Annotated in this window: 25 protein-coding genes and 12 tRNA genes; 1 reads left to right on the top strand and 36 read right to left on the bottom strand. The window is 35.4% G+C overall.

The genetic code is table 11. The features are described 5' to 3' along the window. Positions 1 to 638: 638 nt before the first annotated feature. The 31 genes from Q0975_RS01645 to Q0975_RS01495 all read right to left on the bottom strand — a co-directional run bounded on the left by Q0975_RS01645 (position 639) and on the right by Q0975_RS01495 (position 13,067). Positions 639 to 716: transfer RNA gene (locus tag Q0975_RS01645), tRNA-His, on the bottom strand. A gap of 4 nt (positions 717 to 720) precedes the next feature. Beyond that, positions 721 to 791: transfer RNA gene (locus Q0975_RS01640), tRNA-Gln, on the bottom strand. 5 nt (positions 792 to 796) lie between these two features. Then, positions 797 to 868 (bottom strand) — tRNA-Arg (locus Q0975_RS01635). Positions 869 to 874: 6 nt separating this feature from the next. Beyond that, a tRNA-Leu gene (locus Q0975_RS01630) sits at positions 875 to 948 on the bottom strand. A 4-nt stretch (positions 949 to 952) separates the two neighbouring features. Next, a tRNA-Leu gene (locus Q0975_RS01625) sits at positions 953 to 1,027 on the bottom strand. Between the two features lie 5 nt (positions 1,028 to 1,032). Further along, a tRNA-Met gene (locus Q0975_RS01620) sits at positions 1,033 to 1,105 on the bottom strand. Positions 1,106 to 1,111: 6 nt separating this feature from the next. After that, positions 1,112 to 1,183: transfer RNA gene (locus Q0975_RS01615), tRNA-Glu, on the bottom strand. Positions 1,184 to 1,189: 6 nt separating this feature from the next. After that, positions 1,190 to 1,262: transfer RNA gene (locus Q0975_RS01610), tRNA-Pro, on the bottom strand. Positions 1,263 to 1,335: 73 nt separating this feature from the next. Continuing rightward, a tRNA-Ser gene (locus tag Q0975_RS01605) sits at positions 1,336 to 1,422 on the bottom strand. A gap of 87 nt (positions 1,423 to 1,509) precedes the next feature. Continuing rightward, positions 1,510 to 1,592: transfer RNA gene (locus tag Q0975_RS01600), tRNA-Tyr, on the bottom strand. Between the two features lie 8 nt (positions 1,593 to 1,600). After that, positions 1,601 to 1,691 (bottom strand) — tRNA-Cys (locus tag Q0975_RS01595). A 109-nt stretch (positions 1,692 to 1,800) separates the two neighbouring features. After that, a tRNA-Ser gene (locus Q0975_RS01590) sits at positions 1,801 to 1,887 on the bottom strand. A 707-nt stretch (positions 1,888 to 2,594) separates the two neighbouring features. Then, positions 2,595 to 2,825 carry a DUF4248 domain-containing protein gene (locus Q0975_RS01585; protein ID WP_299432120.1) on the bottom strand — a complete coding sequence of 77 codons (231 nt, stop codon included), beginning with the start codon at positions 2,823 to 2,825 and terminating at the stop codon, positions 2,595 to 2,597. A 1-nt stretch (position 2,826) separates the two neighbouring features. Continuing rightward, entirely contained in the window at positions 2,827 to 3,066 is a 240-nt protein-coding gene (locus Q0975_RS01580; protein ID WP_299432117.1) for a hypothetical protein, read from the bottom strand. After that, positions 3,063 to 3,242 (bottom strand): hypothetical protein, encoded by a 180-nt coding sequence (locus tag Q0975_RS01575; protein WP_299432114.1) that lies wholly within the window; start codon positions 3,240 to 3,242, stop codon positions 3,063 to 3,065. The genes Q0975_RS01580 and Q0975_RS01575 overlap by 4 nt, the downstream gene beginning before the upstream one ends. Beyond that, positions 3,242 to 3,901 (bottom strand): hypothetical protein, encoded by a 660-nt coding sequence (locus Q0975_RS01570; RefSeq protein ID WP_299432111.1) that lies wholly within the window; start codon positions 3,899 to 3,901, stop codon positions 3,242 to 3,244. The genes Q0975_RS01575 and Q0975_RS01570 overlap by 1 nt, the downstream gene beginning before the upstream one ends. 31 nt (positions 3,902 to 3,932) lie before the next feature. Further along, positions 3,933 to 4,523, bottom strand: coding sequence for a CHAP domain-containing protein (locus tag Q0975_RS01565; RefSeq protein WP_299432108.1), 591 nt, complete (start codon positions 4,521 to 4,523; stop codon positions 3,933 to 3,935). Further along, complete coding sequence (locus tag Q0975_RS01560; protein WP_299432105.1) at positions 4,445 to 4,837, bottom strand: hypothetical protein; 393 nt, start codon at positions 4,835 to 4,837, stop codon at positions 4,445 to 4,447. Before Q0975_RS01560 ends, Q0975_RS01565 begins: the two co-directional genes overlap by 79 nt. 38 nt (positions 4,838 to 4,875) lie before the next feature. After that, positions 4,876 to 5,865, bottom strand: coding sequence for a hypothetical protein (locus Q0975_RS01555; RefSeq protein ID WP_299432102.1), 990 nt, complete (start codon positions 5,863 to 5,865; stop codon positions 4,876 to 4,878). Position 5,866: 1 nt separating this feature from the next. Next, positions 5,867 to 6,292, bottom strand: a complete 426-nt coding sequence (locus tag Q0975_RS01550) for a hypothetical protein (RefSeq protein ID WP_299432099.1) — start codon at positions 6,290 to 6,292, stop codon at positions 5,867 to 5,869. A 3-nt stretch (positions 6,293 to 6,295) separates the two neighbouring features. Continuing rightward, positions 6,296 to 6,478, bottom strand: coding sequence for a hypothetical protein (locus Q0975_RS01545; RefSeq protein ID WP_299432096.1), 183 nt, complete (start codon positions 6,476 to 6,478; stop codon positions 6,296 to 6,298). Positions 6,479 to 6,488: 10 nt separating this feature from the next. Further along, a complete protein-coding gene (locus tag Q0975_RS01540) occupies positions 6,489 to 7,316 on the bottom strand; it encodes a hypothetical protein (RefSeq protein WP_299432093.1) in 828 nt (275 codons plus the stop codon). Then, positions 7,300 to 7,635, bottom strand: a complete 336-nt coding sequence (locus Q0975_RS01535; RefSeq protein WP_299432090.1) for a hypothetical protein — start codon at positions 7,633 to 7,635, stop codon at positions 7,300 to 7,302. Before Q0975_RS01535 ends, Q0975_RS01540 begins: the two co-directional genes overlap by 17 nt. A gap of 101 nt (positions 7,636 to 7,736) precedes the next feature. Then, positions 7,737 to 8,021, bottom strand: coding sequence for a hypothetical protein (locus tag Q0975_RS01530; protein ID WP_299432087.1), 285 nt, complete (start codon positions 8,019 to 8,021; stop codon positions 7,737 to 7,739). A gap of 15 nt (positions 8,022 to 8,036) precedes the next feature. Further along, on the bottom strand, positions 8,037 to 8,558 hold the full coding sequence (locus Q0975_RS01525; protein WP_299432084.1) for a hypothetical protein: 522 nt from the start codon (positions 8,556 to 8,558) through the stop codon (positions 8,037 to 8,039). 43 nt (positions 8,559 to 8,601) lie between these two features. After that, positions 8,602 to 9,006, bottom strand: coding sequence for a hypothetical protein (locus Q0975_RS01520; protein ID WP_299432081.1), 405 nt, complete (start codon positions 9,004 to 9,006; stop codon positions 8,602 to 8,604). Positions 9,007 to 9,056: 50 nt separating this feature from the next. Then, positions 9,057 to 9,680: a hypothetical protein gene (locus tag Q0975_RS01515; protein WP_234424215.1), complete on the bottom strand. Its 624-nt coding sequence runs from the start codon at positions 9,678 to 9,680 to the stop codon at positions 9,057 to 9,059. Positions 9,681 to 9,751: 71 nt separating this feature from the next. Continuing rightward, positions 9,752 to 10,336 (bottom strand): hypothetical protein, encoded by a 585-nt coding sequence (locus Q0975_RS01510; protein ID WP_299432078.1) that lies wholly within the window; start codon positions 10,334 to 10,336, stop codon positions 9,752 to 9,754. A 64-nt stretch (positions 10,337 to 10,400) separates the two neighbouring features. After that, complete coding sequence (locus Q0975_RS01505; protein WP_299432075.1) at positions 10,401 to 11,639, bottom strand: hypothetical protein; 1,239 nt, start codon at positions 11,637 to 11,639, stop codon at positions 10,401 to 10,403. A 13-nt stretch (positions 11,640 to 11,652) separates the two neighbouring features. Beyond that, positions 11,653 to 12,606, bottom strand: a complete 954-nt coding sequence (locus Q0975_RS01500; protein WP_299432072.1) for a hypothetical protein — start codon at positions 12,604 to 12,606, stop codon at positions 11,653 to 11,655. Continuing rightward, entirely contained in the window at positions 12,606 to 13,067 is a 462-nt protein-coding gene (locus tag Q0975_RS01495) for a hypothetical protein (protein ID WP_299432069.1), read from the bottom strand. Before Q0975_RS01495 ends, Q0975_RS01500 begins: the two co-directional genes overlap by 1 nt. 193 nt (positions 13,068 to 13,260) lie before the next feature. Here Q0975_RS01495 and Q0975_RS01490 point away from each other — a divergent pair, with 193 nt between their 5' ends. Beyond that, positions 13,261 to 13,431: a hypothetical protein gene (locus Q0975_RS01490; RefSeq protein ID WP_299432067.1), complete on the top strand. Its 171-nt coding sequence runs from the start codon at positions 13,261 to 13,263 to the stop codon at positions 13,429 to 13,431. Position 13,432: 1 nt separating this feature from the next. On the opposite strand, the gene Q0975_RS01485 is transcribed toward Q0975_RS01490, so the two are convergent. The 5 genes from Q0975_RS01485 to Q0975_RS01465 all read right to left on the bottom strand — a co-directional run bounded on the left by Q0975_RS01485 (position 13,433) and on the right by Q0975_RS01465 (position 18,315). Then, positions 13,433 to 15,871 carry a tetratricopeptide repeat protein gene (locus Q0975_RS01485; protein WP_299432064.1) on the bottom strand — a complete coding sequence of 813 codons (2,439 nt, stop codon included), beginning with the start codon at positions 15,869 to 15,871 and terminating at the stop codon, positions 13,433 to 13,435. Beyond that, complete coding sequence (locus tag Q0975_RS01480; protein WP_299432062.1) at positions 15,868 to 16,524, bottom strand: hypothetical protein; 657 nt, start codon at positions 16,522 to 16,524, stop codon at positions 15,868 to 15,870. Before Q0975_RS01480 ends, Q0975_RS01485 begins: the two co-directional genes overlap by 4 nt. Before the next feature lie 128 nt (positions 16,525 to 16,652). After that, positions 16,653 to 16,904, bottom strand: a complete 252-nt coding sequence (locus Q0975_RS01475; RefSeq protein ID WP_299432059.1) for a hypothetical protein — start codon at positions 16,902 to 16,904, stop codon at positions 16,653 to 16,655. Between the two features lie 3 nt (positions 16,905 to 16,907). Continuing rightward, a complete protein-coding gene (locus Q0975_RS01470) occupies positions 16,908 to 18,119 on the bottom strand; it encodes a hypothetical protein (RefSeq protein ID WP_299432057.1) in 1,212 nt (403 codons plus the stop codon). After that, positions 18,109 to 18,315 (bottom strand): hypothetical protein, encoded by a 207-nt coding sequence (locus tag Q0975_RS01465; protein ID WP_299432054.1) that lies wholly within the window; start codon positions 18,313 to 18,315, stop codon positions 18,109 to 18,111. Before Q0975_RS01465 ends, Q0975_RS01470 begins: the two co-directional genes overlap by 11 nt. Positions 18,316 to 18,319 lie beyond the last annotated feature (4 nt).

Below are 18,319 nucleotides of genomic sequence, written 5' to 3'. Positions count from 1 at the left end.
ACCTAAAAGAGTTTTGAAGTAAGAAACAATTGACCTTAATTTTAAATGGTAATTTAAGAACTTTATAACCAATGCCTCTCATACGAGAGGGCAGGAATTGAACCTGTAGAAGTAAGTTTTTATTGACCATTTAGTGGAGCAGGTGGGAATCGAACCCACGACCTGGGCGTTAAAAGCGCTGAAGTAAGTTTATATTGACCTAATTGGTAATCTTTAAACAATTTGGACTCGAACCAAAGCCCCTATGAGGGACTTTTCCTGTTGAAGTATGTTTAAATTGACCAGTATGGAATATTTTCACCTTGTATTCGATTTTTTAAAGGTAATCTATAAACTAACCTGCTCTAACCATCTGAGCTACTGCCCCGTTTTTAGCTGGTAATTATAAAAGTTGGTTCAGTGCGATGAAATGTTGAAGTAACTTTTATTTGACCTGCTTTTTTTAATATTTTTATGAACGTTTTATTTTAATAACACTGCAAATGTTTTAGGTTATTACGCAATGTTTTTGCGTAGTTAAAATTATTTACATTTTTTTTGGAAAAGACGGGAATTGAATGCCGGATAAACTCCGGCACAGACTCTGTATCCTCGGATCTTCAATACAACGCAATGACCAACTTCGCTACTATTCCTTTTAGGGTGTACTCCGGGATTCGAACCCTGTTCTTCTCATTCACAGTGAGACGCTTTACCAGATAAGCTAGAGACACCATATTGATGACCTGAAAGGATTCGAACTTTTACACCAAGAGTCAAAGTCTTGGATGCTGCCGTTACATCACAGGTCAATTTGTAAGCTCAATAGGACTCGAACCTATACTTCAAGGGTCGTAACCTTGGGTGCTTCCATTTACACCATGAGCCTATATTGTACTCCACCTTGGATTCGAACCAAGACTGAACTGGGCTTAAACCAGATGCCTCTTCCAGTTGGGCTAGCGGAGCATAGTACAGGGAGAGAGATTCGAACTCTCAGATTTCCTGATTCTAAATCAGGTGCGTTTACCGGTTTCGCCATCCCTGCAATTGTCGAGGTATTGGGACTCGAACCCAAGCCTTCTGCCTTATGAAAGCAGTACTCTACCAACTGAGTTATACCTCAAATTTGTACTCCATAAGGGAATCGAACCCTTGTCTCCCGATAGAAAGCCGGGTGCACTAGCCACTATGCTAATGGAGCATTTTGTCTGGGGAACAGGACTCGAACCTATAACCTCCCGCGTCCAAGGCGGGTAAACTACCAATTGTTATACCCCCAGATTTATACTTGCAGCTAGGAAAATTTGAACTTTACAGCCTATTTATACCTAGCGCATTTTGTAGACGCTTTTGCGGAAGAAGTGGGAATCGAACCCACACGAGTCATTAGCTCCTAACAGTTTTCAAGACTGCGGCCACCACCTATTGGCTTGTTCTTCCGTATAGTTTTAGTACCGATCCTGGAGAATCCAGAACAAATTCCTGAGAGACAGTCAGGAATTATGGTCATAAGACCTCGGTACCTTGTGGAAGTAGAAGGATTCGAACCTACATGCTCCGAGGAGACCAGATTTACAGTCTGGAGAGCCAACCAATTGCTCAATACTTCCATTGAGTGAGACAAGAATGAGATTTAAATCTACCTAAGGCAGACAGGCTCATAAAAACGGTTTTGCAAACCGCTGCCTTTACCATTCAGCCATCTTGTCTTTTGCGATACCGGCAGGATTCGAATACCGGATCAAGTCCAGCACAGGCTCTACTATCTTATGGATAACAGCTCATCGGCGCTACCAATTAAGCTACAGTATCATATTGCGGAGAGCAAAGGAATTGAACCTTCACTGCTTATGAGCAGACTCGTTTAGCAGACGAGCGCAACGAACCAATATTTGCCTACTCTCCTTATTTTTTTAAATTATATATAATAAAAAAGACGCCTTGTTCGGGCGTCTTTTTGTATATCGGGTAATTATAAAGTCTATATTATAATCACTCCCCTTTCTACAAAAAAGACATCCTCATTTACCATGGAACAATATTCCAGTTGCTCTTCTAAGAGTCGATTTGAAAAACTATGTAAACTACTCGGTGTCATTTTTTATCTATTATTATTAATGCAATCTTGTAATATATTTGTTGCTTTGATTGCGATGCAAAGATCAAAACATTTTTTAAAATACCAAATAAAAAAATGTTTTATTTTATTGATAATCAATTAGTTAAGATTAATTTTAAGCATAAAAAGTCCTGTCCGTTTTTCAACGGATTTTGGATATTTTGGCAATCGTCTGTCTCCCTGATGCTTATCTTCCAAGTCTTATTTTTTATTTGTCAGTTATCTTATCAATATTTTTTAAATTTTTTTCATAAAAAAAGCGCCCAATTTCTTGGACGCTTGCTGTTATCTGGTATTTTTCTACTTTATATCATTCAAAAAATAGATTAAAATAGTCACAAAGCGCCCAGTTTCGTATGGATAATTCATTCATCCATCGATATTCACACTGACTAAACAGTGAATTCGGCGCCATATGTATTGTATTTTTTCTCATTTTGTTTTGCAAATATGGGATTATTTATTCCTTATATCCAAATTCTCTTTTTATAATTTAAGGCTCTCCTAACTTTTCAAACAAAAAACGGACGACTTCCGGTCGTAGGAGTTTGGTACTTTTCTTATAACCAAATTTTTCTAATTCTTCCAGATAGGTATGTATCCAAGAAGAGAAGGTTTTGCTACAAACGTTATATAAAGCTGCTAGTTCATATTTATAATATGCACGAAGTTTTATAGGTTGTTCCCCTTCAAAATAGATTCCCTTTTGATGTACTTCATTCATATTACTTCGCTAAATTCTTATTGATATAAAAATCATATCCTTCTTTCCCTTCCCATATCGATTCTAGAGATTCCGTATCATCATCTACTTCATAGGTTATAGTTTGTGGGTTTTCTAAAACATAAGGAGCTCCGAAACTGTCAACCGCTACTCCGTATTCAGATGATATTTTTTCCAAAGCTTTAATAAAAGCTCTGCATCGCTTTCTTTTATCTTTCTGAAGTTTCATATTCCACTTCATATCATTTGTTTTTGTTCTTCAGTTATTAATTCTTCACCCAGACAAGTCCCAATAAAACCACCAATTAATATGAAGGGATAGGTTTCCTTCTTGGCGTATTTTTTCGCTACAATAAATCCAAGCATACTCCCAATAAGTACCCAACCAGCTTTCTGTGTGTTTTTAGAAACTTTCATTAGTTCATTCTATTAAGTAATAACAATCCTCCTGTAGCTACCAATGATCCCCAGGCTACTAATTGTAAACGTCTTCTTCGTTCATCTCTAAAATCTACCAGGGTTACTGTAAAAGAATTTCCATATCGTTTTCTGTGTTCATTAGAAAGTTTAAGAAAACTGTCATAATCTTTTGCGTTAGCAAATACCAAGCAGCCAGCTGAAAAGTTATCAATTACTTTGGTAGTTCCTTGTTTTCTGGCTCGATGAATGTTAATCCCGAATCTTCCAGTATCATGAAATCCTGATTCAAACCATTTAAAAAGTCCCTTGCGCTCATAGTCTCTAATGACACTCACAGGAGCTTTTTGTACCAATGCTTGATAGACTCCCCGGTGTAATCCTAAACTATATGCATCTATATACTGTCCTTTCTTCAGAAAAGCAGTTCCCTGTGGATGCATTGGATTGTCAAGCCAATATTGCCCGGGATCCGTAGTGGCTTTAAACATATGATATAGCCATTTCCCTTTATCATTGGTATAGAAAACATGGATCTCATCATCAAAACGGTTACTATTTATAAAACGACTGCGATATCCAACGATGTTGAGCCTGTAAGGTTCTCTATATACTTTGTACCCTTTACTTTGTAATATTTGTAAACTCTTTGCCAACATAGTTGATCGTTGATAGTTTTTAGTTGATAGGCTATGGTAATTCTTGCCTGTCAGTGCTACTGATAAAGTCCGAAACTACCCATATTTGTTTTTTCAATCTTCGTTTTCGATACACACCATCACCTTCTCTTGATCCGTTATCGTTGGTGTTTCCTTCTACTGTGACAACCCATTTCTCTCTCCACTGATCTATAAAACCAATATGAGCCGGACGGTTTAGTGTATGGTACCATATCAAAAACAAATCACCTTTTTGTGGTTCCTCCAATTCAAATTTTCCTCTTTGATAAATACGCTTACGCTGTAATGCGTAGCTGGGAACCCAGCCACTAAGCGGTGTTTGAATTCCTGCATTCTGATAACACCAAGAGACAAAAGCTGCGCACCAAGCATATCCAGGACCAAGCTCTACACTGGTGAGGTACATTTCTACATGAGGTCCAAGATTGACACCACCAACTTCGCGAACTCCTACCTGAGAATCATATAATTCTTTGACACATTCCCGTTTGTGTTGCTCATCGTTTTGAATTTCTGTCTGGCTTACAAAGCCCTGGCTAATAATGCTACTGCAAACAAGAAAGCAAAGAATATAAAAGTGGATAATTTTAGCTTTTGCCATGGTGTTATGGTATTAAAATCGTTTCTAAAATGATGGTCTAAATAATCTTCTGAAGTAGGCCAAATGAGTTTCATTAGTATGCGTACAATTCCGTGCAGGATAAAAATTCCAATAATGGCAAACAGATATACCTGAAATACTCCTGCATCGTAGGTTCCAGCTGTGGGATCTATCCATCTAAGGAAAAACGCACTATGGATCCAAAGAATCAGTCCAACGGCTAAAGAAGATAATTCTCTCCATACCTTGAAATAACTCCAAAGCGGTTGGAACTTATCAAAAATCGGTTGTAACCATCGAATTACTTTTTTCATGTTCTTACTTTTAAATTTTACATTATTAGTTTTACTTTTCAGAAGGAGGATAGGTTTCTGGTAGGAGCAAAGACAGTTTCTCCGGATTGTGTTAGAATCCTGGTAGTACCATTCTCCATTCCCGTGATATATCCTACGACTGTATTGGGAGCTAGTTCAGGCACTATAAAAGATCCATCCGTAGCTTTAAGCAATGTTGGTTTTATGGCAATTGCCAAATTCCATTCATTATTAACCTGATTCTGATTATTTTCAAAAGTGTTTATGGCACCAAGTCCTGGGATAAACCATACTCCTTTTGCGTTTTGTTTGAGTCCCATTCGTCTGAATTCGGCTCTGATCTTCACTTTTTCCAGTTCCTTTTGTTTGAAAGCTACACTAAGCAATGCATTGACTAAAGAAGTTACTCGAATTCCATTAATTCTAACTCCTTGAAAAAAAGTACTGACTTGTTGATATTGGGATACTGAATTTATTTTCTTCAATCCACCAAGTACTCCAAACAGATTTCTTTTATTGGCAGCGTCTATAATTTCTTTTGAGATCGATGCTGCATCGAATCCTGATGTTGTGGTTTTGCCTACTAAAGTGGTAAAAAGGCTTTGTGAAATTGCAGAAGGAAAACCAGCAGCTCTAAGAGCTCGTTCTGTTCCTCTTCCAAAAATTCCATCTACATGACCATTCTTAAAACTAGTCTCCTTTATAATTAAAGCGGCCTGTCCGCCTTTTGTCAGTAATGCATTTTGTATCATCACTACCAATGAACCTCTAGCTCCTCGCTTCACCGGAAAGCTGCCATCGGCAGCCACTGGTAAATTTGGTGTTGTTACAATGTCTTCAGAAGGAATTGTAATTGGATCATTAGTAAAGCTTCGTCTTGCAGCAATTTTATTTCTAAAATGGTTATAAGCAAGGTATCCTAACCCTAATGCCATGCCCCCTCCAAGTCCAATCATCAAAATCTGTTTTTGTGATAAAGGTTTCTTTTTCCTTTTTCGCTGCACTGCAGTAGTTGTATGTCGTTTCATCTTATCTTTTTGATTTAATGATTTCATTCGCAATGGCGAATTCCTCTGTGGTAAGTTCGTTTTGCAAGTCAGCTGCCAGATTTCTGCCTTCCAAATCTCTATAAGCACGTTGTACTTTTCGCATCATACTGGCAGTTGGGATTTGCTCTAAGGTTCTGAATAAGGATTCTTCATCTGTTCCCCATCCAAAAGCATTATCATTTTCAAATGCCATCACCAATCGAATGGCAAAGTTGGCAGGGTTTCCTTCAGTCAAAGCTTGTCCTTCGCGAATATCCCTTTTGAATTTTCGCACCAATGCACGAATCCCAAAAAAGGCAGCAGCTCCTAATCCTGTTGCCAGTAAGACAGAGGTTGTAGTTTTATCAATACTAACTTTTGGTTTACTTTTTATGGTTCGCATTGCGAGTGCTGCTGGAATTGCCATGGATTATCCTTTCTTTATCTTCATTTTTACCAGATTTCGGATAAAGGCGTCATTCAAAAACATATGTTCCATTTTTATAATGCCCTTAGCACCAAAATTTCTGTTCATCGTTTCAAAAGCTTTTCGTACCTGATGTGCTTCTGTTTTATCTTTTACCGCTATGTTTATTGTGATCGGTGTTTTCATATTTTTTACTTTATACTTTGTCACTCTGTGACTTTTTCTCTTTTAATTGATTGAGATAGTAGGCTATTTTCTGGATGAGTCCTCCGTCATCTTTTATCTGATCTCCTAACTGTAGCATCAGTTGGAGAACCTGTTCAAACTGTTCTTCGGTAAATACCTCACTAAGATGTTCTAAAATTTGGAGTAAATATTCTTTGTCATCCCCGTTTTCGATATTCTCAGGTGTATCACTGATACCCAATCTGCCTAGTGTTCCTGCAATTCCTTTCATCTGATTCGGATATTGTTTGGCTAATCCAGAGATGGCACCAGGAAGGAGGGCTTTTCCTAACTCTACAAATCCTAATTTCTTGACCAAGTCTTCGATTTCTTCTTGCTTGGCATCTGTTTCCTTTTTAGACTTATCTAGTTCTTCTTCTAATTTTCTTATCTGGCTTTCACTTTGCGCATAGGATTTCTTAAGGCTTTCGAAGTCTCTTTTTTGGAGTTCCTCCTGAAGCATATGATGTACTTTATGGTGTACTCCGTTTAAGGCTTCTTCATTGCTTTTTGAAATTTCCTCCAGTTTCTCCTGAAGCTTTCGATTCTCCATCGAAAGCCGCTGGATAGTCAGCTGATCTTCAACTGCAGGAGTTCCTGATAGTTTTTGATGGGAAGCAGGAAGCATTTTTACATTTGATTTAGTAGTAGGAATTTTTAGCGTATCTAGTCTAGACTGACCTTGCTCCATTTTATATTTTACATAGGCGCTTTCACTTGAAAATCCTAACCGATCCATTTCTGCATATTGCTCTTCATTTAATCGTACTGATCCGGGTTTTCTATTCCTTGCTTCCATTATCTTTTGTCTTTAATATCACCTGCAGAAAGCGAATAGTTCGTTGGTACTTTCGGGTATTGATGATTTCAATACGATCCGCATGTTCGTGAACATTCTCCACAATTCCTTGTGTATACCAATTGTCATAGCGTCCATAGTCTGATTTTACAATCAATCCCCAAGCGATATAGGTCACAAACCATATTTCATTATTAGCCTGGAACTTCAGCATCCCATTCGGTGGAATCATAAACTCACGATAAACAATTCTGTACTGATCAAACCCTCGCTCTTTAGCTCTTCTCTCTGCATATTGCAGTGCAAATTCCTCCCTCATCACACATTGTGTGTTTTATTATCTCACTCTGGCGCACGCATAGCGTGATTTGTTAGCTCACTCTTATGGAGATATTGGTTATTATATTATTTAAAAGTCTCTTAGAGAGCTGCCTTTGGCAGCTCTTCGATTAATAACCATATGGTGATTTCATATGGATATTCCGCTTGTCCGTCATCCTGATAAAATGCTTTGATATAATCGGTATTCCCAGATTCATCTACAGCCAATAATTGTTGGTTCTTTGGTACATCCAGCAAGTCCAATTGAATATCTGGACTCAATTCCTTCTCAATAACTTGTGAGAAAGTGTCTTCTGAACGTAACTGTTGTTCTTTATAGAAAATCCCTCGTTTCTGAAATAATGATAGTGTTCCTAATAGCATATCATAAAGTTTAGATTAGGTGTATTCTTCAAAGGTTATAAAAGTAGTTCCTGTATGAACCCCACTCCATAAAAAGAAAAGATCCGGATTACATTGTCCTGCGAATTGAAGACTTAGTTCTTTATAATCCTCCAATGGTTCTAAAAACCCATCTCCCTGATACAATGGAAATCTATCGGTAGCTGGATGCGCAAAATACCACCATCCTTCGGTTTGCTGCTCTACATAAATATCGGGTGGATAGGTGTCATTATATTCAATACCATCATTCAGTTGAAGAAAACGTTCATCTTCCATTTTGGAATCTGTAATTCCAAAATAATACTTGGGAGTGATAGGTAAATCGCTACATTTATTTTCTAGTTTAGAAGTAACTAAAAGCGCATTGACTTTTGCAGTAGTGAATGGAAGTTTTGCCCCTGCGTTCAAAAATTGGTTTTCCCTTTGGATTGTAAATTTTATAGGGACAAACTTCCTCCGCACTATAACTGTGGCATTGCCACTTTTATTGTTTCCTCCTTTGATTATACATTTCATAACGATTAGTTATTAAACATCCTTTAAGCATTTTGAACGACCGCTATGTGGTCTCTTGGATTAGGATGACAAGGGTTACAGTGTAACCACGCTCGAAGGTGGCATTACTATGATCTTTATCCTCAAACCTTACCTTTACCGAAAGATCTCCTGGTAATACATCTCCTAATTCAAAAAAGCGTTCTCTTGGAGCTACACTTAAGGAAGACATCAGTATCTTACTCTCAAATCCATCCGGAAATAGTTCCTCACCACCAATTTCAATACGTTGTTTTCCTCTATAATACAAGCGATCCGGATAATCTGATATCAGTTGAATTCCTTTCACCTGTTTGGTATGTTTGGGAAGTTCAAAGTTATCTACGGTAATCAATCCGTTCTGTTTTTCTACTTTAAAAGAGAAAACGACCCTTGTTTCTTTTGTGTTTTCTTTTTCTTCAACATTCATAGGTACAGTATTTAATATCCATCATTTAATTTTTGGCAGTCGGCCTCCGACTAGGCTGGGACGGTAGCCGTTCCTGCAAGTACCACTTTAATCAATGCTTTCTCCGGAGCATCATCACCAAGTTCGATATTGAATTCGAATTCTTCATCATCACGAATAAAGCGTGGACTTTCTAAAAAGTAGGTGCCCAGATTCAGCATCGTATTTCCATCGGTAGCAAATTCCTGCATCGGACGTTCATCGATAATAATCTTCTTATTAGCAATTAACGAGAAGACACCATTCTGTAAACCACCAACTTTTTTGATACTATCAAAATTTGTCTGTTTGATCACTCTTTTAAGTTCAGAATCACTTCCTGGAAGATCCCCTTCAATTTCTGCTGCTAACAGAATAATCCTGTTACAAAGGAAAAGACGATCTTTCTGAAGCTTTGCCTGAGTAACATTGGTAATCCCAATCTCCTTGGCATCTTGAGTTTCGAACATATCGATGTTGGCTTTGTTTCCTGCAAACTTGATGGCATAATATGCGGTATCAGCTAGTTGCAATCTTCCTTCTTTGATTCCTGTAGCTACATTCACCATAGCAGGATCATATTTTTTAGCCTGATCTCTAAGTGAGATATGGGCATTCACAATTTCTAAGAACTGTGATCTTGAACTTTTTTTCATTGTATTCATTATTTTCAGTATTAAGTATTAAGTAAAGAGTATTAAGTTCCCCCTATGGGGGTTAGGGGGCTTTATGCTACTGCATTGAGTTCGGAGATGTCTTCAGCCCCGCTTAACTGCATCGTATCGATTCCATTTATATCTCCGTCAAATCCATTGGCGAAATCTTGTTGAATGTCGATAGTTGGTAATTGTTCCCCATTTTCGATTTTTCGGATAATCTCATCGACTTCACTAGTGTCAAAATCTCCTGTATCTACAACTTCAGATCCCATAAAAACTAATGGGCGATCTTCAATATTTCCAAGTGTGAGTTTTTGGGCAAGAGAAGGAGACAGCTTATCGAGAAATAGTTTCTTACCGATAGCTTTTAGAGAAGTAACTGCTCTATCTTTAGCTTCATCCAGGTTATCTTTAATCCCATCAACTCCATTAGCGGTTTGTGGTTTGGTTCCGAATCCGTTAGAGAATGCCATTCCCACTCCTGCAGAAGTGATCCAATTTTTTCCGTAGTAGGCTCCCCCGAATATAGTCAGCGCACCCAATGCGAGGGAATACCTTCCTACAGCTGATCCTGCGATCATTCCTAATACTCCTGTGCTTAGATGCTTTCCAACTTCAAGAAGACTATCTTTTGTATTTGCTTTTGTTTTCATTATAAATTCTTAGATTTATTATCTCCGTGAATACGGAAATCTCTTGGTTATTACTTTTCTGTCTTTACAATAATGCTTTGGGAACTAGTTTATCTGAAGTCTTTCGACTTGTCTTTTTTCGACCTTTAGTAAATCTTCCTAGTGCATCTCTTTGAACGGTTTTTCGTTTTGTATTTCGGGTTCTTTTTCTAGGAACACCAGATATTGTTCTGTTAGTCTTTTTCTTTCCGGATCGTATGGCAATAGCGACACCTGTTCCTACTACTAATAATCCTGCTCCAATAAGCAAAGGAGTTTTGTGTTTTTTGAAAAAGCTTTCCTTTACAGCAGTGTTTGTATTCGGGTTTTGGGGTAATGCCTTATTTTGTGTTATTATCTGAGGGTTTACAGGACGTCCTGGAAAAGAAGGCGTAAAATTATGTACAGGAAATTGTTGCTGTCTTGGATCTCCAAATTTGACAGGAGGTAATTGCTTTGGTTTTTTAAATAAACTTTCTGCTTGTTCTTTTACCTCTTTTCCTTTAGTGAAAATATTCCCAATCTTTCCTACTAAAGCGGCAACTCCTGCCACCGCACTGGTTGCTGCAGCGATAGACGCACTAGTCGCTACGGCTCCTAATCCTTCTATCTGAATCTCATTATTCAAAAATGCTTCTACTACGTCAGGATCAGACTCTACTACAAATTTTTCGAAAGGATCATTAAAAACATCAGGTTCTTCATCATCAAATGGGTTTCCAAGAGCATAGCCACTAAGTGGTACTTGCTTATCCTTATTTCCTTTCCCTTTAAGAATAGCCTTTTTCAGGTTTTTAACTTTCCCACCTGCCATATCATAGATTTTCTCTGCTTTGGCAATGGCTTTACGCATCTTTGAGAATTTGCGCATATCACCACCACGTTTTCGAGCCTCGGCTTCACTCAAATATCCAAAGCGTAATTTTTCTGCTACCTTGAACATGTTGATTTTCATAGCTAATAGAAATCCATTTCTAAGTAAGATGGTGGCAGGATTTAAAAAGCGGTTAAATGTTTTGACTACTGGTTTAATAACTTTCTTGCCAAACTTTTTTAAGCCTTTTCCAATCTTTTTAAAGAAACCTCCCAAGCCGTCGATCACATATATATTCTCATCCAGATCCGCATACATTACTACATTCCCATTATCATCCAATATCTCATACGCAATCTCAGGGGAGGCATCATTGATGCCATTTATTATCTCACTCGTATTCTGGATATCTGTGATATCCAAAGCATCTAATCCAGTGGCATCGAAGCCGTCTAATCGGTGTAATTCCATACTATTCTTATTATCAGGTCAGCGACCTTTTTATATTCCTATTTTGTTTCTTGTTGCTCGCATTGCGAGTTTTGTTTCTGGCACTGCCAGTTTTGTTTTTTGTGTTACGAGCGAGGAGTTTTAAAACTCCAATCCCTGCCGCTACTGATATTCCTGAAAGGATCAGAAAATTCAACAGGTTAAAATCTTTTTTTGGTGATATCGTTTTGATTTGCTTTCCATTATCTAACCGAAAAGGAGACAACACTTGCCCTTTCTTATTTTGAGCAAATTGTTTTGTTTCTTGAATAGGAACAGGACAGTTATGTAGTATTCTTTTATGGTTGACAATTTTTCTTAAAGGCATACTCGGTTGTTCGAGTGCATCCAAACTGATATCTACTATGTCTACACCACTTAATGTTCCTAAACCATGAATACTAAAAGAGCCTATGGCTTCTATGTCTTGCTTTTCAGAGTAAGGAACTTCATAGTTGAACTGATCGGCTACACAATCGATGGTAATATGTCCATTCGGAGTTGGAACGATTGGGTATACATGTTGAAAATGATGTTTCCCACCGTATTTAGTGATTCTCATTTTAAATGGAATCCCAAGGTTGGTAAGAATACTTCCAATAAAAACAGTATAACAATCGCAATCCACGCCAGTCATACGATCTGCCCAGGTACGTGAAGGTCTACGCACTTGTTCAACTCCGGTTTTATCTATTTTGTACTGGATATGCTGGTACAGGAAATTCCATATGTTGTTACAAGTGTCTAGTAAGTTGTGACCTTTTAGTTTGACTGCCAGCTTCTGAGTATCTTGCAGAGTCTCTCGTACTACAAGTTGCATTAATTGTAGGGTGTCTTCTAATTTTGCTTTACCAGAACCTACAACAACTGTATCCTTTTGAACACTCTGAGGAATCAGATGATCAAAGCTCTTAGTAGTGTGAATATGTCGTTTACCATTTGCTTTCATTAGAGTTGTAGAATAATATTATCAGTTTGTTCATAAGGCAATCCGTTGACACGAGTGATAATTTGCGTTTGTAAATTCAGTTGTATAGGATTTCCTGAACGGATATCACTGGCTACTTTGGCCCCCAATATTTGAATCAATGTTAACCACCCTGCAGATTGAATATGTAGGTCAAAATCTTTCTGGCTGTTTTCTGGAATCTCTATTACGGTATTTTCTACTGTAGAGCTTCCCAGAAGTTTGTTCTTATGTAAAATCTTGACAAAAGGATGTTGTAAACGTAAGGCTACCGGATTAGGGTTTTGCAACTGCACCATCGCTTTTAACTCAATACCCATAAGGTTCACTTTATGAATCCGTACTCGAATCCTGGAAGTGATATTGGTACTCGCTTTTTGTAAACGAGATAAATATCTAATTGAAAATAAAGCAGCCAATCCTCCGGCAATCCACTTTAACATACCATTTATTTTCTGTCAAAGAAATAGCTTGTTTAAGTGGGTTGCAAATAGGGTTGTGTAAGCCTGTTTTGGTTATGGAAACTATTGGTAATTATGGTAATTTGGTGTTGTGTCAGCGCTTTTTGAAGATCTCATGGAAGTGTCTGGTACTTTAATCTTAAAAACACCTTTTTGAACTAAAATACAAATAAAAATGATCTATAGGTTTTGGAGTAAAGCTGAATTAGCAAGCCGTTTTGGAATTAGTCGGGAAACCTTAAGATTACGGTTGAAAGAAATTAAAGGATTGGATACGGGTAGGAGACAGCTATTATATCCTTATGAAGTACGGATGATTTTTAAGGAGTTTGGGGTGGAGGAGTGATTTATTTTTTCAAATCATTTAAGATCATATGAAATTCTTCAATGTTTTTTAATTCATCCATACTTTTATCTGTTTGTATCCAATTCAAATCATTATATCCCAAATCAATTGCTTTTTTTAGGTTTATGAGTGCTTTTTCCTTATCATTTTGCATAGCATAAAACATTGCCCAATTCCTATAGGATCTTCCATTAGTTGGGAATAGTTTTTCATAGCTGATAAATGACTCTTTAGCTTCTTTATATTGCTTTTTTCTACAATAAGCCATCCCTATATTGTTATAAAAATGTTTTTCTTTGATTTTTGGAGATACTTGAACTGCTTTTAAATAAGCTTCTATAGATTTTTCATAGTTAGATAAATTGTAATAACACAAACCAATATAGTTCCATACGTCAATATTTTTGGTATTATTACTTATAGTATTAAAATCATTTAGAGCTTTTTTATAGTTCTTATTATTAAAAAAGAACAGCCCTCTATTATAATAAACCTTTAATAAAAGATTAATAGTTTCTTTTTTATAAACATGAGTTCCTAAAAGATCCTTTTCAATAATAGAATCTGTTTTTCGAAGTAAAGATATAGCGCCATCATAATTTTCAGTCTTATTATATAAAAACGCCAAATTATAGTAGTCTTCAACTAAGTGTATAGGGGTTAAGGTATTTTTAATGATATTAATATTTTTTTGTTGATATATTAATGCATTCTCATATTGATTTAATTTGCTGTAGATATAAGTTGCATTTTTGTAAGCTGCTGCTAATTTGGGATGTAAAGGATTTAATGTTTTTTCTAGTATTTCAATAGCTTTTTTATTGTTATCTAACGATACTTTATAAAATCCCAAATTTTTATAAATAAATGCAATATTATTATAGTAGAAAGCTAAATCAGGATGATATGTATCAAAAACCTGTATTCCTATATTAATTGCTTTTTCCAGATAGATTATTGATTTTGTGTAATTCCCCATTGAATAATAAATACTAGAAAGGTTAGAGTAGGACGAAGCTGTATCTGGATGATTAATGCCCATTTCTTTCTTTAAAATATTAAGGTCCTTCATCTGATATTCAATAGCTTTTTCGTATTCTCCCTTTTTTTTATAAGTATTAGCAATATTATTATAAGCTGCTCCTAAATCTGGATGATTGGAAGGTAAGGTACTCTCTAAATACTCCACAAATTGCGTTTGATATTCAATAGCCTTTTTATAATTTTTCTGATAGTTATAAATATTTCCAATATTCCCAATGTTAATATAATAAAGAGTCAACTCATCACTGGTTAATTGTGAAACATTTTTCATACCATTAATAGAGAGGTTATAATATTTTAATGCCTCTTTAAAGTTTTCCAGACTGCTATATATTCTTCCCAAATAACAATAAGATTGTGCTAAAGAAAAAGATTTGGAAGATGAATTTGTTTTTAAAATTTCAATAGCTTTTTCCTGATATTTTAGAGCTTTAGAGTTCTTCCCATTTAAATAATATGAATTAGCTAATTTTTCATACCATATTTCAAGTTTATAGTTATCTACCAGATTTTCCTCGATAATTTCTATGATTTTGTGATAAGAGGAAATCACAGAATCATATTCAAATTTTAATATCTGTGATTGAGCTTTTATTTCATAACCGTCAATAGTTTGTTCCATTTGTGAAAATCCAATTTCTTCTATATTTGTACCAATGGTTTTTATTTTTCTTCCTTCAAGAATATTTTTTTTTGCTTCTATATAGGAGCGATCTAACTTATCCTTTGACATTATTTTTATAACTTTTTCTATTTTGCCTGCCTGAAAATATTTGTATGCTTTTAAATAATCTTCAGAAGCAAAATCTAAATTTGTTTTTGCTAAATCTTGAGCAATCTCTGGTATTTTTTTTTGCAGTTCCTCGATATTTTTATTTAACAATTTCTCAGCTTCAAAACGATCATTTATCGAAACTCCAAGCTTCCTTTGTAATTTTTTAATAGCTTCTTCACTTTTTTTCTTTTCTCCTTTTAAATCTGTTATTATTTTATCTCTTTCAGCAAAAAGAGCTTTCTTACTGATATTATACATTTCTGTTTGAGCGATAGCTAAATTTCCACTCGTTTCTAAATATATTTTTAATGGCTTTGATCTGCCTATAGTCACATTTTGTAAACCATAACTATTTACTACTTCTAAATTTACTTTTTCGGCATTGATTTTTACAATTGTTTCCTTATCAATTCCCACAAATTTTAAGGTAAACTTACCTTTAATGTCAGAACTTGCAGGTTTAGTAAACGGTGCGGTGATATAAACATCATCCACGTACTCAATCTTACCTGTTTTATATTTACTATTATGCATAGAAATCACTCCTTTTAGATGAATCTCTTGAGTAAAAAGCGAATTGGATATTACTATAAAAACAATAACTAAATATAAATTTTTCAAAATTTTGTTTTTTTAGGTTTTAAGGAGATAGGAAATTCTATGTTAGTCTGAATTGGCACATCATTAAGCTCAAAAAGATTATATCCTTTTTTATATGCTCTCACTGTCTGAAATTTTTGTTGTAGCTCAATAGGAATGTTTAATAAATATTCCCCAAACTTATTTGAATAGGTTTCTGTCCCAAGAATACTTATTCGTACATTTGAAACAGGATTTCCCGTCTGGAAATCTTTAACAATTCCTTTTATTTGATTTAAGCCATAAAGTTTAATAGGCAATGAAACATACTCTCCTCTATTGATTTTGTATAAGGAATCAGTATTTAAGCTTTTATAAGGTTCTCCTTTAGGGTCAAGGAAGATTATCTCAACTCTTGATTTTTTATGAAAAAAAATTTCAGGTATCTGTTTGAATGTTGCTTCACCTTTACTGTTAATTACTTCTTCTACATTCGCATCTCCATAAATTAATTTGACTTTACCTCTATTGGTTAAAATTAAATCATCTTTTCCTTTTTCTCCATGAACTAGAACTGTTAACTGATTAATCTTATCTTCTGGTTTTGTTAAAGGAAGAAAATAAACTAAGAGTCCAATGATAGAAGCTAAACTGCCAATTAGACCAATGTACTTAAGGACTTTAGATTTTTTCATATTTTTTATTTCTCTGTTTCCGTTATATATAAAAACAAAAACCCCATAACACATTTGTTAATATGTGTTTAGGGGTTTCTATGTGTCTAATTTACAAATTATTTGTTTTACTTATATGTGTTATAGTATTATAATGTTCTCACTCCATTCTTAAACTTAGCCAACTCTTTACCATCAATTTTATTCTCATAAATAATAGCCGTTTCCCAGGTGCCTTTAAAATGTTGTAACAGCATTTTCTCTAGTCTACGGATACCTAATGCCTGGTTAGGTTTTGATTTTTTATGTTTTTTGTCAAATGAATAAAATGTTCTGGAATTACCATCAGTAAAGTATACAATGCATTTACTCAATGCATTTTCTGGATTGGGATGAATCATAGTTTACATGTTTACAATTTTGTGTAGACTTTTCTCATACAATTGAAGTAAACGGTCATCTTTGTACTGGGACAAGCGTTGTTGTTGAATTCGAAAAAGCTGTAAACGGGTTTTGTGTTTGTGTTTGCCAATGCCTTTTTTATGATCTTTCCATTCGGATTCTGTTTTTTGAATTAAGATCTGGTTTCTAATTTCTTTTTTCAGCAATTCTTGTTTTAGAAACCACTCATAGGTTTTGTTAAATCCGTTGCGCTTATTTTCAGGATTAAAGTATAAATGTGGTGGTGGAACCCAGCGATTGGGGTTTCGTTCTAGCCATCTAGCAACCATATCAATTCGTTTATAGAGAATTTCCTGATAGCTTTCCCAATCCTTTTTACTTCCAATTATTTTAAATTTTCTATAGACTGATGCCCAGATATAATTGAGAATTTCAGTTTCTTCTGGTTGACTTAGTTTGATATCCGGATAAAGTAGGATTTTGGCATAGTTCCAAAAATCGCGCACCAGTTGTAATAAAAAAGCCGAATCTACCGTCTTTGCATTTGTAGATGTTACCATCTTTTTTTGCTTTTTAGAAGTAGAATTTCGGCTTTCCCTGATGTTCTTGTGTTGTTCTTGTGATGTTCCTGTAACGAAGTTATCCGATGGCTTGTGAGCTGATAAGCGAACTCCTTCTTTTTCGGTTATCAACTTATCCACAGTGCTATTATTATTTTTTAGTTCTTGTTGTTCATGAACTAATGGGTGTAAATTTTTCACTTCAAGGTCATAGACCTCTTTTATTATTTGAATATCAGATTGAATATTATTTGGAGCTGTTGATATCTTTTTCGCTTTAAAAATGGTTGGATTGATCCATAATTCTATCCCTGATTTTCCTCTGTGTATTTCATTGGTTATAAAACCAGCAGCTTTTAACCGTTCTTTATGATTGATAATGGTTCTAACTGTACAACCTTTACAAGATGCTAAACTAGGATTAAAGGTTTTAAATCCTGGTAGTTCTTCCGTCATATCTTCTCCCAATGTGATTGCCTGATTTAATTGTTTAGCGTACAATCGAGTTATTAACTCAGCAGTAGCTCTATGATTCGCATTGAGTCGTTCTGTAAGTTGATGATGATTTTTATTGTGGTTGTCAATAAAGGTCTTAGTGGCTGTAAACACTTTGCTAAAATCATAGTAAACGCTGGTATTGCAATTACTTTCCATAGGTTTTATTCTTTAGGGATTGTAATTCTTTTAAAGAAGATAGTATGGAGTCACAACAGAAAATTGTATGATTGATTTTCTCTGTGAATATGTGTCGATATCGATCTCCAAATTGTTCTTGCAAACTTTGTATTGTTTTTATCGAGTCTGTACGTTGCTGTTCTATGAAAAGCAATTGTTCTTCGAGTGTAAGCATAGGT

Source organism: uncultured Aquimarina sp., assembly GCF_947500065.1.
Classification (GTDB): domain Bacteria; phylum Bacteroidota; class Bacteroidia; order Flavobacteriales; family Flavobacteriaceae; genus Aquimarina.
The sequence above is the reverse complement of the archived record's forward strand: the minus strand, read 5'-3'. Positions and strand labels throughout refer to the sequence as shown.

Coding starts and splice junctions, on each gene's coding strand:
- Q0975_RS01525 (WP_299432084.1), bottom strand. CDS start 8,558: ATGAAATGTATAATCAAAGGAGGAAACAATAAAAGTGGCAATGCCACA.
- Q0975_RS01510 (WP_299432078.1), bottom strand. CDS start 10,336: ATGAAAACAAAAGCAAATACAAAAGATAGTCTTCTTGAAGTTGGAAAG.
- Q0975_RS01480 (WP_299432062.1), bottom strand. CDS start 16,524: ATGAAAAAATCTAAAGTCCTTAAGTACATTGGTCTAATTGGCAGTTTA.
- Q0975_RS01495 (WP_299432069.1), bottom strand. CDS start 13,067: ATGTTAAAGTGGATTGCCGGAGGATTGGCTGCTTTATTTTCAATTAGA.
- Q0975_RS01490 (WP_299432067.1), top strand. CDS start 13,261: ATGATCTATAGGTTTTGGAGTAAAGCTGAATTAGCAAGCCGTTTTGGA.
- Q0975_RS01465 (WP_299432054.1), bottom strand. CDS start 18,315: ATGCTTACACTCGAAGAACAATTGCTTTTCATAGAACAGCAACGTACA.
- Q0975_RS01500 (WP_299432072.1), bottom strand. CDS start 12,606: ATGAAAGCAAATGGTAAACGACATATTCACACTACTAAGAGCTTTGAT.
- Q0975_RS01505 (WP_299432075.1), bottom strand. CDS start 11,639: ATGGAATTACACCGATTAGACGGCTTCGATGCCACTGGATTAGATGCT.
- Q0975_RS01575 (WP_299432114.1), bottom strand. CDS start 3,242: ATGAAAGTTTCTAAAAACACACAGAAAGCTGGTTGGGTACTTATTGGG.
- Q0975_RS01515 (WP_234424215.1), bottom strand. CDS start 9,680: ATGAAAAAAAGTTCAAGATCACAGTTCTTAGAAATTGTGAATGCCCAT.
- Q0975_RS01470 (WP_299432057.1), bottom strand. CDS start 18,119: ATGGAAAGTAATTGCAATACCAGCGTTTACTATGATTTTAGCAAAGTG.
- Q0975_RS01580 (WP_299432117.1), bottom strand. CDS start 3,066: ATGAAGTGGAATATGAAACTTCAGAAAGATAAAAGAAAGCGATGCAGA.
- Q0975_RS01535 (WP_299432090.1), bottom strand. CDS start 7,635: ATGAGGGAGGAATTTGCACTGCAATATGCAGAGAGAAGAGCTAAAGAG.
- Q0975_RS01585 (WP_299432120.1), bottom strand. CDS start 2,825: ATGAATGAAGTACATCAAAAGGGAATCTATTTTGAAGGGGAACAACCT.
- Q0975_RS01565 (WP_299432108.1), bottom strand. CDS start 4,523: ATGGCAAAAGCTAAAATTATCCACTTTTATATTCTTTGCTTTCTTGTT.
- Q0975_RS01555 (WP_299432102.1), bottom strand. CDS start 5,865: ATGAAACGACATACAACTACTGCAGTGCAGCGAAAAAGGAAAAAGAAA.
- Q0975_RS01550 (WP_299432099.1), bottom strand. CDS start 6,292: ATGGCAATTCCAGCAGCACTCGCAATGCGAACCATAAAAAGTAAACCA.
- Q0975_RS01570 (WP_299432111.1), bottom strand. CDS start 3,901: ATGTTGGCAAAGAGTTTACAAATATTACAAAGTAAAGGGTACAAAGTA.
- Q0975_RS01545 (WP_299432096.1), bottom strand. CDS start 6,478: ATGAAAACACCGATCACAATAAACATAGCGGTAAAAGATAAAACAGAA.
- Q0975_RS01530 (WP_299432087.1), bottom strand. CDS start 8,021: ATGCTATTAGGAACACTATCATTATTTCAGAAACGAGGGATTTTCTAT.
- Q0975_RS01540 (WP_299432093.1), bottom strand. CDS start 7,316: ATGGAAGCAAGGAATAGAAAACCCGGATCAGTACGATTAAATGAAGAG.
- Q0975_RS01560 (WP_299432105.1), bottom strand. CDS start 4,837: ATGAAAAAAGTAATTCGATGGTTACAACCGATTTTTGATAAGTTCCAA.
- Q0975_RS01475 (WP_299432059.1), bottom strand. CDS start 16,904: ATGATTCATCCCAATCCAGAAAATGCATTGAGTAAATGCATTGTATAC.
- Q0975_RS01520 (WP_299432081.1), bottom strand. CDS start 9,006: ATGAATGTTGAAGAAAAAGAAAACACAAAAGAAACAAGGGTCGTTTTC.